At 33.1% G+C, this 14,459-nt stretch carries 10 protein-coding genes and 1 other annotated feature; of the genes, 4 read left to right on the plus strand and 6 right to left on the minus strand.

What is annotated here, in order from left to right; translation table 11 throughout:
• Nucleotides 1–29 precede the first annotated feature (29 nt).
• Nucleotides 30–1,340, minus strand: coding sequence for a sensor histidine kinase (locus tag ACWPVO_RS04640; RefSeq protein ID WP_454206868.1), 1,311 nt, complete (start codon nucleotides 1,338–1,340; stop codon nucleotides 30–32).
• Nucleotides 1,334–2,038, minus strand: coding sequence for a response regulator transcription factor (locus ACWPVO_RS04645; protein ID WP_454206870.1), 705 nt, complete (start codon nucleotides 2,036–2,038; stop codon nucleotides 1,334–1,336). The genes ACWPVO_RS04640 and ACWPVO_RS04645 overlap by 7 nt, the downstream gene beginning before the upstream one ends.
• 134 nt (nucleotides 2,039–2,172) lie before the next feature.
• Between ACWPVO_RS04645 and ACWPVO_RS04650 the strand changes: the two genes are divergently transcribed.
• The 4 genes from ACWPVO_RS04650 to ACWPVO_RS04665 all read left to right on the plus strand — a co-directional run bounded on the left by ACWPVO_RS04650 (nucleotide 2,173) and on the right by ACWPVO_RS04665 (nucleotide 6,241).
• The gene (locus ACWPVO_RS04650; RefSeq protein WP_195444426.1) at nucleotides 2,173–3,069 is read left to right on the plus strand and encodes an ABC transporter ATP-binding protein; all 897 of its coding nucleotides are present in this window, start codon (nucleotides 2,173–2,175) and stop codon (nucleotides 3,067–3,069) included.
• 4 nt (nucleotides 3,070–3,073) lie between these two features.
• Nucleotides 3,074–3,829, plus strand: coding sequence for a hypothetical protein (locus tag ACWPVO_RS04655; protein WP_454206872.1), 756 nt, complete (start codon nucleotides 3,074–3,076; stop codon nucleotides 3,827–3,829).
• A gap of 9 nt (nucleotides 3,830–3,838) precedes the next feature.
• Complete coding sequence (locus ACWPVO_RS04660; protein ID WP_454206874.1) at nucleotides 3,839–4,552, plus strand: ABC transporter permease; 714 nt, start codon at nucleotides 3,839–3,841, stop codon at nucleotides 4,550–4,552.
• A gap of 73 nt (nucleotides 4,553–4,625) precedes the next feature.
• Nucleotides 4,626–4,868, plus strand: a binding site (T-box leader).
• A gap of 92 nt (nucleotides 4,869–4,960) precedes the next feature.
• Complete coding sequence (locus tag ACWPVO_RS04665; protein WP_454206876.1) at nucleotides 4,961–6,241, plus strand: O-acetylhomoserine aminocarboxypropyltransferase/cysteine synthase family protein; 1,281 nt, start codon at nucleotides 4,961–4,963, stop codon at nucleotides 6,239–6,241.
• A gap of 132 nt (nucleotides 6,242–6,373) precedes the next feature.
• Here ACWPVO_RS04665 and ACWPVO_RS04670 read toward each other — a convergent pair whose 3' ends face one another.
• The 4 genes from ACWPVO_RS04670 to ACWPVO_RS04685 form a co-directional block, all read right to left on the minus strand.
• On the minus strand, nucleotides 6,374–9,730 hold the full coding sequence (locus ACWPVO_RS04670; RefSeq protein WP_454206878.1) for a DEAD/DEAH box helicase family protein: 3,357 nt from the start codon (nucleotides 9,728–9,730) through the stop codon (nucleotides 6,374–6,376).
• A 14-nt stretch (nucleotides 9,731–9,744) separates the two neighbouring features.
• Nucleotides 9,745–10,782: a restriction endonuclease subunit S gene (locus ACWPVO_RS04675; protein WP_454206880.1), complete on the minus strand. Its 1,038-nt coding sequence runs from the start codon at nucleotides 10,780–10,782 to the stop codon at nucleotides 9,745–9,747.
• Nucleotides 10,782–12,251, minus strand: coding sequence for a type I restriction-modification system subunit M (locus tag ACWPVO_RS04680; RefSeq protein ID WP_454206882.1), 1,470 nt, complete (start codon nucleotides 12,249–12,251; stop codon nucleotides 10,782–10,784). Before ACWPVO_RS04680 ends, ACWPVO_RS04675 begins: the two co-directional genes overlap by 1 nt.
• A 345-nt stretch (nucleotides 12,252–12,596) precedes the next feature.
• A complete protein-coding gene (locus tag ACWPVO_RS04685) occupies nucleotides 12,597–14,366 on the minus strand; it encodes a stalk domain-containing protein (RefSeq protein ID WP_454206884.1) in 1,770 nt (589 codons plus the stop codon).
• Between the last annotated feature and the right edge of the window lie 93 nt (nucleotides 14,367–14,459).

Genomic DNA, 14,459 nt, shown 5'->3' on the forward strand with positions numbered 1-14,459 from the left:
GCATAAGATGATGCTTCTTAATAGTTTATTTATTTTAAATTAAAAATAAATGATACACTTACATCTTGATCATGGTTTTCAATTTTCATCTCTCCCTTATGGAGCTTACAAATTTGTTTTGATACAAATAAGCCCATACCATGTCTTTGAACATCTGATAAATTTTCTTCATCTAGCCTTTTTATAATACTTTCATCAATAGGTATTCCCTCATTCTTAATGGATATAAGTAAACTGTCTTGTAAAATTTCATAATTTATAAAAATTTTTCCATCTCCATACTTAATGCTGTTATTTAAAATATTTTCCAGCATCCTATAAAATAAATGATTGTCCATTTTTATTTTTATTTCTTTATTTATTTTATTCTCAAAAATAATTTCTTTGTTGGGATTTTCATTTAAGCTATTTACAAGTAACTTTCTTATGACAGAAATTGGATCCTTACACTCAAAATGTTTATCACTAAGGTTCTCAAGACTATTTGTTAAATTTAAGTCCTCGATAATTCTACTGATTTTTATAACTTGATCTTCGATTCTTTTAACTTCGTCTAAATTTTCTTTTGTCTTGATCCCCTCCATTTCCCAAGAAATTTTTGTGAGAGGAGTCCTTACGTCGTGGCTAATCCCTCTAAGCCAACTTGCTTGACTTTTTTTAAGATTTGTAAATTTCTCATTTGCTTCATTGATTGTTTTAGAAATTTCTTTTAATTCTCCCGTTTCTTCTATTTCCACATAATCTTCATCGAAAATATTATTGATAGCTTCTTGAAGTGGATTTAATTTCTTGAAAATACTTTTAACTTCATAAACATAAAATATATAAACAAGTAAATAAAAGAAGAGTATGCTAATTAATAAAATAAAAAAATTTATTTTTGCTAAGTCGTAAGAATAATAATTAAAGGGAAACTTGTCTAAAGAATTTTTTGGATAAGCAAGAACCAATACTCCATCTTCTACGACGAAAGTAAAGACTGGATAATCATTTAAGTAATACCTTGTAAACCTTACAACATCACTTATTTCAAATTTATTTTTAACTTCATGAGGCTTGTTAAAGCTTTCAATCACTTCTCCATTTTTATCAATTCTTATTGCCCAAATATTTTTATCTTCTAAGTATTTCTTATTCTCCTCTGTAAAATAAATATCTTTAGCCTTATTGTCCTCTTTATTCTTTTCCACGAATTCAAATACCTTGCTTGGCTCAATATATTTTTTTGAAAATTTAAAACTTGAATAAAAAATCCCAATTAAACTCGAAATCATTAAGACCAATAAAATTAGTATAAATAAAACAAATTTCTTTAGTTTTTTTAAAAAATAATTTAGCATTCTTTATTATCTCCAAGTAACTTATAACCCAATCCCTTTACTGTAATAAGAGTTTTAGGATTTGCGGGATCCTCTTCTAGCTTATCTCTTAGCCTATATATGTGGGTTATTAAAGTGTTTTCGTAACCAAAACTATCTTCCCAACACTTGTCTAATATTTGGTCTATTGAAACAATTTTATTTATATTAGTGGCAAGATAATCTAAAATTTTAAATTGCTTTGCCGTCAATTGTATATCCTCGTCATCCTTTATTAACATTGCCCTCTCTCTATCAAAAACAATTCCTTCTGCTAAGATTATTTTTTCATTTTTATTTTGATAGGTTCTCCTAAGGACTGCCTCTATTCTCCACAAGAGGTCTTCAGGTAAAAAAGGCTTAACAATATAGTCGTCTACTTCTAAATCAAAGCCCTCTTTTTTGTCATCAATACCACTTAGTGCTGACAGGATAATTACAGGTAGGCTTGACTTCTTTCTAAGGTCTTTTAATAAGTCAAAGCCACTTCCATCTGTTAGCATTATATCTAATATCATTAAATCAACTTTATTGTTGTTAAGTTTGAATCTTGCTTCTGCAATATTTTTTGCTGTCAAAATCTTTTGGTATCCCTTGTTCTTTAAAAACTTATACATACTATCTATCAAATAGGACTCATCATCAACTAATAAAATGTTTGCATCTCTAAAAATATTCATTTCTTTCTCCTTTAAAACAATTTTATCACATAAGAATTTGAATTTTTAAAATGTGATGTAAAAGTAATCTACATAAAATCTCTAAGTTATTTCCATTTTTTATAATTATTTTGAACTTGAGAAAGGAGAATATCATGACAAATATTTTAAAAATTGAAAATCTTACAAAATCCTATGATAAAAACATAGTCTTAAAGAATGTTAACTTAGAGATCCAAGAGGGAAGTATATTTGGACTTATTGGTCCCAATGGAGCAGGCAAGTCCACCCTTATGAAGTCTATTCTTGGTTTAGTAAAAAAAGATTCTGGAAAAATAAGTTTGTATGGAAAAGAAGTAAATGAAAAAAATCAAAAGGAAACAAATAAGAATTTGGGCTCTTTAATCGAAGCCCCATCCTTCTATGACCATCTCACTGCTTATGATAACTTAGATCTAATCTGTGACATGAAAAATATAAATAAAGACAAGATAGATAAAACGCTAAGAGATGTTGGACTAATAAAGAGTAAAGACAAGAAGGTTAGAGAGTTTTCACTGGGTATGAAACAAAGACTTGGCATCGCCATAGCCCTTATTGGTAATCCAAAACTTTTAATCTTAGATGAGCCTATTAATGGACTTGACCCCTATGGTATTGAAGAGATGAGAGACTTGTTCAAAAGTATCGTAAAAAATTCTAATACTAGCATTTTAATTTCTTCACATATCTTGGATGAAATTGAAAAAATATCGACTCACATTGGCATTCTAAAAAATGGAGCCTTAACTTACACTGGTTCATTAAAAGACTATAGGGACCTCCATCCACCAGTAATTGTTTTAAAAACTTCAGATAATCTTAAGGCCTCAAAGCTACTAGACCTTCCTGAGTCAAATATTATTGAGGACTATTTAGTTCTTGGAAACAAGAGTAAAGAAGAAGTTGCAAGAATAATAAAAAACCTTGTCAATGTTGTCGATATTTATAGGGTTGAAAAAAGAAAAGAAAGTCTTGAAAAGTTATTTATTCAAGAAACAAGTGTAAGGTGATCTTATGAAAAATTTAGAAATGAAAAAGAATAAGGGACTGAAATTAAATTTCACAATTTTAATTTTATTTGCCATACATTTATTTTCTATCCTTATAGCCTTCAAGACAAAAGACTTTCAAGTTAATAAATATCCCCTTGCAAGGATACTAGATTCTTATTTAGCAATCTCTTTATTTTTTAATCCCATAGCCCTGTCATCACTTGTTAAAAAAGTAATAGAGATTGAAGAGAAGAATAATATGTGGCAAATGCAAATAAGTCTTGGCTTAAAAGTTCAGAAAATTTTATTGGATAAAATTAAAAACTTGTCCATAAAAGTTTTCTTAGTCCAAATAATTGAATGGTTGATAATAATATTTTTAGCAAGTAAAAATACAAACTTTGACTTAGATGTGGAGATAATAAAAAGAATAATAATTTACTTTTTAACAACTCTATCAATTAACATTTTAATGCTATTGATATTCACAATAATTGAGATTAAAAGTAAAAAGATTTACTTCTCCCTTTTCTTCTCAATTGTTGGAGCAATGTCTGGAATAATTACTATGCTAACATCAAAAATTTTATCACAAATAAATCCCTTTGGACTCCTTGCTACTATCTTAAATATAAATTATGTAAAAGATGGACAAGTATACACACAGACTATAAATAATATAAATTATCTCACATTGCTTATAAGCTTAATTTATATAATCATAAGTCTAATTTACATCACAAGACTTAATAAATTTACACTCACTAAGGATATATAGGAGGCATTCATGTTAAAAATAGAATTTAAAAAATTAAAATTGTTTTCGCTCTTATCTACAGTATTGATAATTCCCTTGCTTGCAAATATTTTTGGGACTATAAACTATTTACTAAATCAAGAGGTCTTAAAAAACAAATGGGAAAGTCTTTGGACGCAAACATCCTTATTCTACTTTATGTTTTTTATAATTCCACTTATATCGATAATAGTTTCAAGTCTTTGGTCAGTTGAACACAAGGCAAGCTTAAAATTAATAAGAACAAGTCCTATAAAAAATATAAAATTCATCATGACAAAGTCATTTATTGCCTTTATAATAATAGCCTTCACTCAAATTTATTTTTTATTACTATTTGTATTAAGTGGTAAATTTATATGTGGCTTTAAAATTGAAGGACTAGGCCTATACTCTTATTATATCGGAATAAGTATCCTATCCTCCCTTCCAATAATAGCTATAATGAATTATCTAAGTTTAAAAATAAAATCTCTAGGTCTAATAGTCCTTATGTCGGTCTTGATTTCAATTTTTGGCTTCGCCCTTGTAGCACAAAATATATTGCCACTATTTCAAAATATTATAGCTTCAAGCAAGCTCGCTATAGCAACAAATCACTTTGACTTAATAAATAAATCTGATGGAATAAAAATGTTTTTGTTTTCATTAATGGAAATCTTAATTTTTACAAAAAAATCAAATAAACTATTGAAGTATGAATAATAAAAAATATTTTTAAAATTAAATTTATGAAAAATATCCTTGACAAAAATATTTTATGTATTTATAATTCCATTCATAGACTTTGAAGAGGAGAGTACATTGTAAAAGTTTTTACAGAGAGGTTTCGCTTGGTGAAAGAAATCAAAATGGATACTTTGGAACATGGCCTTGGAGTTATCGCACCGAGACAAGAGTTTAGGCTGCGACAGGTACGCCTGTTATAGCGTTCGGAGTATGTTGGTACTCTATGAGGTTATTTTAGCGATAAAATAATAAAAAAAGGTGGTAACACGAAGCTCAAGCTTTCGTCCTTTATGGGACGGGAGCTTTTTTTATTTTATAAAAGCTTCAAATATAAATTATTTCCTTTTGAGCTGCCGACAAGTATATAAAATCTAGGAGGATAAAATGACAAAGAAAAATTTAGGAACCTTATGTGTGCAAGCAGGATATGAACCAAAAAATGGCGAACCTAGAGTTGTGCCAATAGTTCAATCCACAACATTTAAATACGATTCATCTGAGCAAATGGCAAATCTTTTTGACCTAAAAGAAGCAGGATATTTTTATACAAGACTTGCCAACCCAACAAATGATGCAGTGGCAAATAAAATTACAGCACTTGAAGGTGGTGTTGCTGGAATACTAACTTCATCAGGACAAGCAGCAAACTTCTATGCCCTACTTAACATTGTAAGTGCAGGCGACCACATAGTAGCATCATCAGCAATCTATGGTGGAACATATAACCTAATTGCCAACACAATGAAAAAGCTTGGCATCGAAGCGACTTTTGTTGAACCAGATGTTAGCCTCGAAGAATTAAATAAGGCCTTTAAAGAAAATACAAAAGCAGTATTTGGTGAAACTCTTTCCAACCCATCACTAAGTGTTTTGGATATTGAAACTTTTGCAAAAGCTGCTCACGACCATGGAGTTCCACTTATTGTAGACAACACCTTCCCTACACCAATTTTCTTAAGACCAATTGAATGGGGAGCTGATATTGTAACCCACTCAACAACAAAATACATGAATGGATTTGCCAACTCAGTTGGTGGTGTTGTTGTTGACTCAGGTAACTTTGATTGGTCAAAACACAAAGACAAGTTCCCTGCACTAACTGAACCAGATGAGTCCTATCACGGAGTTGTCTATACAGAAACTTTTGGCAAGGGAGCCTATATAACTAAGATGACTACAACTTTGATGAGAGACTTAGGAAGTATCCCTTCCCCACAAAACTCATTTTACTTAGGAATCGGACTTGAAACCCTACATCTAAGGATGCCAAGACACTACGAAAATGCGCTGGCACTTGCTAAATATTTAAAGGCTAACGACAAAATTTCTTGGATCACCTTCCCAGGTCTTGAAGGCGACTCACAATATGAACTCGCACAAAAATATTTGCCAGATGGATCCTGCGGAGTAATTGCCTTTGGTATTAAGGGTGGAAGAGAAGCTGCAACAAAATTCATGGATAGCTTAAAGCTTGCAGCAGTTGTAACCCACGTTGCTGACTCAAGAACTTGCGTCCTTCACCCTGCATCAACAACACATAGACAAATGAATGACGAGGAACTTGCTCACGCTGGTATTAGCCCTGACCTAATAAGAATGTCAGTGGGCATAGAAGATGCCGAAGACATAATTAAAGACGTAGAACAAGCCCTAGCAAACTTATAATAAAAAAATTATATTAACAATAGAAAACTCTTTTAAAATTCTCACAAAAAAACTTCCCCATAGGACTAATCTCTTATGGGGAAGTTTTTTCATAAAATAAAAAGAGAAAGCCTAAGCCTTCTCTTAAATCTCTTACGCAACATCTGCGTAATAATTAATTTCTTTTATTATATTTAGAATAGAATTTAAATCATTTCTATTTTCGTCGAAAATCTTACTTATTGATCCCAGGCTCTTGAAGGGTTCATTTTGAAAATCTCTCAAGTCCAAGTAACCATTTTTCATGATATAGTCCATAACAGTTGAAAGGAATTTAGACTGAATATAATTCATATTTGTTGACTTATGAAAGTCTGCAAAAGCTTTACGAACAGCTTCCTCATCAAGACCATTTATCTTCCTAATGAGTTTTAAAATCTTCATGTCCCCAAATTCTTTTTCATAATCTTCCCTAGTGCCAAGGTCTTGCCAAAGAATTTTTTCAAGGCTTTCAATATCCTCATGACTTAATTTTTCATTCCTATATATTTTTTGTAAAACCTTATCGTCCTTTACTGATAGTTTAATATAATTTTCTACCTTTTCCTTGTATGATGACAAGTCATTAGCAAAAAATTCCGTTCCATGTTCCTCGACAGAAAGAATTGTGTCCTCAAAGTCAACAAAATATTTAGACTTAGGACCCCCCTCGATAATTGGGAGCAAATCTCTGATTCGCAATCTCATGTCTTCAAGCTTAATAAGGTTAATATCCTTCCAGTAGTCTTCACCTGCTACATCAATAATATGATTCTTTTCTTGAGCCACTGCAGGTATACTCCCATGCTTAGCAAGCTCCTGGCAAGATTCTCTTATTATTCTTATAAGTCCAGTGTTACTTCCTCCTTCAAGTATAGCTAGCTCAAGACTTAAAACATAGACATCAAACCTCTGAGTCAACTCGTGATCCTTAGATGGAATAATGAGAGGCGCCACTTCATCTTCAAGTAGACTTATGTCTTCATTATTTAAACTAGTCCAAGATTCTATCTTTTTATATTTTAAAACAGACTCAATATGTTTTCTAACTCTAAAGGACTTTGTATTCAATACCCTTATCTCATTAATGAGTTCACCAACGAAGTCACTTCTTAATTCCTTGTAAGCATCTTCTTGGTATTTTAAATTTTGAAGTTCCTTCACAATCTTAGACTTAGTTGCAAAGATTCTCTCAGTAAGAGACTTCATTAGGGGTGGATTTACTAGAGGAGCATCATTAGTAAATCTTTCAAAGTTTCCACCATAATCAAAAATTAAAAAGTCCTTCTTATCAAGCCCTGGACCAAATAAGTCCTTACATAGTCTTGTTCCCCTGCCAATCATTTGCATGAACATAATCTTTGAGAACATGTCCTTAAAGAAAACTAGGTTTACAACTTCTGGCACATCTATACCAGTGTCAAGCATGTTAACAGAGATGGCAATTTGTGGTAGCTTATCCTTCACTGAAAATATATCAATGAGGTCTTGGGCATAGGTCACAGTGTGAGTTATGACCTCAGCATATTCTGGTCCCTTCTCAGGATATAAGATGTCAAACCTCTCCTTAATCAAGTCTGCATGTATTTGGTTCTTTGCAAAGACAATAGTCTTACCAATCTCGTTGCCAGAGGAATCCCTTATTCCCCTTTCCATAAAGTGGTTGATGACAAGGTCAATAGTTGATTGGCTAAAGACCCACTTGTTAATAGCAGATCCAGAAATGTCTATGCCTTCAGACTCAGGTCCAAAAATTTGATTGAACTTCTCCTTCTCTTCTGGAGACAAACTATCATAATCAATTCCTTCACTTGGAAACTCTAAAACAGCTTCAATTCGATTGTAAGGAACTAAATAACCATCCCTAACTGCCTCTTCATACTCATAGGCATAAGTAGGCGCATTGTCCTCTAAGTGAAAAATCTCATAAGTATTCCTATCAATGTCATCTCTTGGCGTTGCAGTAAGACCAATAACCTTGGCATCAAAATAATCAAAGACATCCTTATACCTTTGATAAATTGACCTGTGGGCTTCGTCAATAATAATTAAATCAAAGTGACCAACAGTAAAGAGCCTGTCCCCCTTGTCATCAAGAACATTGTCAATGGAATTAATCATAGTTTGGTAAGTAGAAAAAATCATCCTACTTGTTCTTATGTCCTTGCTGTTCTTCTTAGCCTCAGTTAAATTTGCAAGACTTAAATCAGGTAAGAGTGAATTGAAATTTCTCATGGCCTGGTTGACAAGAGCAGTCCTATCAGCCAAAAATAAAATATTTGTAACAGCATTGGCTCTGGTGAGGATATCCACTATAGAAATAGCAGTCCTAGTCTTACCAGTTCCCGTTGCCATTACAAGAAGAGCTGACCTCCTCTTATTCCTAAGAGCTTCAATAGTAGCGTCAACTGCATCCCTTTGATAATACCTGTTTGTAATATCATCATTGATAAAATAAGTAGCAAGAGACCTAGCCAAGTGTCTCCTATCCATAAGTCTTTGCAAGTCATCTTGACTATAAAAACCAGAAACGATTCTTTGGCTCTCATCATCAGTAAACCAAGTCACAAAACCATTAGAGTTAAAGTAGAAGGGCCTTCTTCCATATTTTTTCTCCAAGCACTCTGCATAGAGAAGGGCTTGGTGGGCACCAACCTTTGGGTCCACTGAAGTCTTCTTTGCCTCAACAAGAGCAAGAGGTAGACCGTCCTTGCCATAGAGGACATAATCAACATAACCCTTGCCAGAAGTGTTTGGCATACCATCTATCTCAACTTCAAAAAGGACATTCTTGTTAATTTGCCAGCCAGCAAGTTCAAGGTCCACGTCAATAAATTCTTTACGAGTTAGGGCTTCTGTCCTTGGATCAATCTTGTAAGTAAGGTTGACGTCCTTTTGGTTTTTATTTTTATTATCTACTAATTTCTCTTGAAGATCATCAGGAGTTTCTTCACGTTGGTCCACAAGAGCCTTGTCAACTTCCTCTTCCCTCTTGCGTGCAAGTTCTTCTGTCTCTGACTTATTAATTTTCTCCCTTACACTGTCAAGACTTGGGATAAGACCTTCATTATAAGTTCTTTCAACATAGGCATCCCCATAGCAGTAGTCAATCCAGTCCACAAAGGCAAAGAGGTTCCTAAGAGAAGCCACAGCTTTTTGCTTGTCGATTTTCTTATTAGTATGAGTTGCAAGATTGCCTAGCTTAATAATATAAAGGATTAGCTCATCAAGTCCTGGGTCAATAATATCCACGAAGTCCTTGTGTCTTGTGAGAGAAGATAAGTTGTCCCTGTAGGGCAAGCTAAGGTCGGTGTCAACCTTGTAGACCCACTTGACAGCAAGCTCCAGGGCACGTCTTGTGGCAGAAGCAGCATTGACTGTAGAAATAATAAGAGATCTCTCGGCATCAACGCAAGCCTCTGCAAAGTCCTTGTAGTTTTTGTTATTTAATAAAAAATCAAAATTGCCCACGTCTACCTCCCTTCTCATTCCTTAAATAAATTTCCAGAAAAAGCATCCTCCATAAGAGAGTCAAAAAGACCTTCTAACTCAAGAAGAGATGCATTTAACTTTTTCTTTTCTTCTTCTATCTTTAAAACATAGTCAGCAAATTTATTTTGTAATTCTATTGGGACTTCTATTATATCTTCTTTATGAACTATATTCCTATTTAATGTTGGCACTCCAGTTCCTGTTGCAAATCTTTCTAACTTAAAATTTTTTAATAAATATTCCAAAAATATAACATTATTGCCATAAGTCTTTTCCGAATATAATGTTGTATTTAGGGGCCAATACATACCTTCATTTCTATATACCTTTCCTATAGTGCCAGACCTTCCAGTTATAATGCCAGGTTCTTCAACTTTAAATTCATTATGACCATCAAGGACACCATTAGACCCGTAAACTTCATACTTATTTCCAATTCTGGATTTTACAGGTAAGTCATAACCTCTTTTAAGTCTAACAACATTTATAAATTTATTTGTTTTAAAATGTTTGCTATTTGTGATAGGGTTACCAAACATTTCAAAAAATAAACTTTCAATTAAATCATCATAAGCTTGAATTTGTTCTTTTCTAATTTTTATTAACCTCTCGGCATTATTTAGTATATCTACAATATTGATTTGCTCAGACAAGCTCAATAATGGAATTTTTGCTTCTGTTAAGTTTTCTAATTTTATATATTTTATAACTCCACCAATTGATTGATTCCTAAGAATTTTAACGTAGTCACTCATAAAAAAGTATAGAAACTTTAAATTTATTTCTGCATTCTCTTTTTTTGTCAGCATATAAGTTCTTTGATAGGCATCAAATTTCCCATCATAATACTTTACGTTTAAATCCCCATTGCCAGATACTAGGACTACTTCATCATCATAGGAATAAGAATCTATACGCGAAATTTCTTGAGCCGTTGTGAAAAAAGGATATTTTCCATTTGGAACAGCAGCATTTGCATTAAGTTTACCAGTTTTTATATCTACTAAATCACCTAGTCTAACCCATTCCATCACATATCACCAAGCATCTTCTTCAAGTCTTCAAGCCCATCTTGTATTTCTCTTTCCATGGACTCTATCCTCCCTATAATAACTTGAGGTGGGTCGTAGTCCACTTCTTCATATTCTATTTCCTTGTACTTGTTAATGGAAAGGTCGTAGTCATTTTCTGCTATCTCTTCCTTGTCAACCATAAAGGACTTACCTGTGCGAGGCTTGCCTTCTTGGTCACTTAGATTTTCAAAGCAGTCAATAATATCTGGAATGTCGTTATCTTCTATTGGAGTCCTGTTGTCGTTAAGTGAATAACCATCTGCCTCCATGTCGTAGAACCAAACTTTTTTTGTGCCTCCAACCTTATTTGTCTTTACGAAAATCAAAATTGCAGTGGAAACTCCTGCATAGGGTTTGAAGACTCCACTTGGCATGGAGATGACACCCTTAAGGTCGTTGTTCTCCACTAATTCCTTCCTCAAGTCCTTATGAGCCTTGGATGAACCAAAAAGAACTCCATCGGGCACTATAACTGCTGCCCTTCCCCCAGCCTTTAGCATGTTTAATATTAATTCCACAAAGAGGAGCTCAGTCTTCTTGGTCTTTATATTAGCTAAGAGGTCATTGGCAACTGATTCATAGTCAAGTGATCCCTTGAAGGGTGGGTTGGCAAGTATAAGTGAATACTTTGCCCTGTCTTCATTATCTTCTGAGAGAGAATCTTGATAAGTGATTTGTGGGTTGTCTACATTGTGAAGCATCATATTCATGGCTGAAATCCTAAGCATGGTATTGTCCATGTCATATCCATAGAACATGTCATTGTGGAAGTGGTGGGACTTAGACTGATCAAACATGAAGTCCTTGTCATTGTAACGTAAGTATTCTGACGCAGCTACCAAGAAGCCCGAAGTTCCGCAGGCAGGATCACATATCACATCTTCAGAATTTGGCTTCACTAAGTTCACCATCATTTTTATTATGTGTCTTGGGGTACGAAACTGTCCGTTAGTGCCAGATGTTTGTAACTTTGATAAGAGGTATTCGTATATATCGCCTTTGATGTCGTTGTCTTCTGTGGGAAGTTCGTCTATGGCTGTGACAACTTTTTGCAAGGTTTGTGGTTTATTAATTTGGAAGTTTGCTTCCTTCATGTATCTTGAGAAGGAAGTGTCTCCATCTTCTCCTTGTAGGTTCTTTATAAAGGGAAAGATTTCTCCTTGCATGAGCTGGTACATTTCTGTAGCTGACCCAAGGTTTTTGAAGACGTGCCACCTGTAGTTTGGCTTGTCCTTGGGGAAGATTGTCTCAAAGTCTAGTCCCAAGATGTTTGCATCTTCTTCTTTTTGAAGTTGGAGTTGGTCTAGTCCCTTCATAAATAATAAGTAAGTAATTTGTTCTATATTTGTAAGTGGATTTGTCGAGCCTTCTGTCCATAAAGTTGTCCAGATTGCATCCACTTTGTTTCTCAATTCACCTGTTAGCATAGTAACTCCTTTCCTATAATCTTATTATAACAAAATTGTTAGAAATTGCTCTCATGTAGTGAATTTCTTTTGATTTTAAAATTTTATTTTTAAATTCTTACTAAGTTGTGACTTTTGATTTCCTTGTAGAATTTTCCTAAGTCGTCGATTTGTATTGTCTTGTAAGAGTTTATAAAGTCGTAAAACCTTTTGTCGCTATAAGAGTTTATAGAGTCATGAATTCTTTTAATGTCATGAAAATTTACAGAGTCGTAAGAATTTTTAATGTAATAAAAATTTATGGAGTCATAAGAATTTTTTAATATAAAAAAAGAACTTAGCTCTTAACTAAGTTCTTTAAAAATTTTATTTATTTAAGTTTATTTCTACTGTCTTGTTATCTCCATCCCATTCGATGTTTTGGTCTATGCCGTCTTTTGTGTTTCCATTTGTAAGTCCAAATACATTGGCTACGTTAGAAATTGGAAGTAATATTCTTCCATTGATGTTTAGTGGTTTAGAGTCCATTTTAATGACTTTGCCATTGGAAAGGACTATTTCATTTCCATCGATTTGGATTTTTGCAACTAGACCCTTGTTTGTAAAGCTTGCAGTCCTAGTTTGTGGATCCCACTCAACTTTTGCCCCAATCATTTCGGAAAGACTTCTAAGTGGAAGCATAAGTCTATCATTTTTTATAAGAGGCTTAACATCCATTTGTCTTCTAATAACTTGCCCATCTATAAGGACTTCGTATTCTCCACTATTTATAGTCAAAGTGTATTTTGGGGTCTTAGAAAGATTTTCTGTCTTTGATTCTTTCTTTGTTTCTTTTGTGCTAGTTCTTGTGTAAACCTTATTAGAAGAAGACTTATTTTCATTGGATTTTATTCTTGGAAAAGTATTATTAGACTTATTGTTGTTTTTATTGTCCTCTACCCTTGAATTATCCTTTGGCTTCTTTTCTTCTTGTGGTCTTTCTTTCTTGTCTTCTGCCTTTGAATCATCTTTAGGTTTATTTTCTTTTTCTGGTCTTTCTTTCTTGTCCTCTTCTTTTCCAGGACCAGGCTTTACTTCAGGATTAGAATTTTCTTCTATCTTACTCCTAGTCCATGTTCCCTCAAAATTTTTGTTTTCATTTATAGTAAGAGGTCCTGTAGGATTCCATTGATTAAATTTCCACTCATACTTATTTGGTCCAAGGTCTTCTTTTATTGTTCCTTCAATTTTATCAGGCTTAAAAGATTCTCCCTCTTTAATTTTTTGCTCTTGAGGCAATTTATCCTTTATAGCTTGAGGCAACTTATCAGAATCAATACCTTTTCTTGAATCTCTGTCATAGCCAACAAATTTGAAAGTCATAGTAAATAACTTACTAGCAGTTGCTGTAAAAGATTTATTATCTTCTTTAACCTTATAATCTCTAGGTTGCCATTTTACATCAGTGTAATTTTCATTAATAGGTTTAGCACTTATAGTATCAAAAATATTTTTCTTTGTCGCTAATAACTTATATTCAGAAACATCTGTCCCTGGTTTAACCTTATAGGTCCTATAAGGAACAGGCTTTTCTTTGTTGCCAATTTTTTCTTCTTTATCTAAAGAAACCTTAACTCCTTCACCTAAAAAGAAATTAGTTTTAATTGCATCCTTAGGCGCGTTAGCGTTGTCTGCAGATGTAACCTTGTTTATAACAAGTAAGTTTTGTTCATTTAATATTACTTCTGAATTATCTGAAAATTTGACCTTAAGTCTTCCCTTCCAATTCTTCTCTGAACTAGCAGAAGTATTTCGATTATCAAGATCTGTTACAACAGCATCTTTTAAATAATTTTTGAATTCTTCTTTTTCCTCTTTTAACTTAACGCCATCTTTCCAATTTACTTTATCTTCTTCCCATACAGTGATATCCTTAGCCTCTAATTTGCCTTCTATCTTTTTGGCAATTGTATCTTCCTTAGCTTTATTATCTGCACCAGCTTCACTTTGAGAACTATCTCCACCATTAGGTAGACTTACCTTCTCTAGGACTTGAGAATTTGCACTAACATCATTATCAGGCAAAGCAAAGGTGTTAACCGGAAATGAAAGCCCAAATAACAAAGTAGCCATAGTAGTTGCTAAAACTTTTTTCATGTTTTCCTCCATAAATTTTATGATTTGTATCTTTCACAAATTAAATACATGCCTTAAATTAAATCAAAGACCATAAAATATTTGAATTTATAG

Source organism: Peptoniphilus sp. Marseille-Q6390, assembly GCF_965119475.1.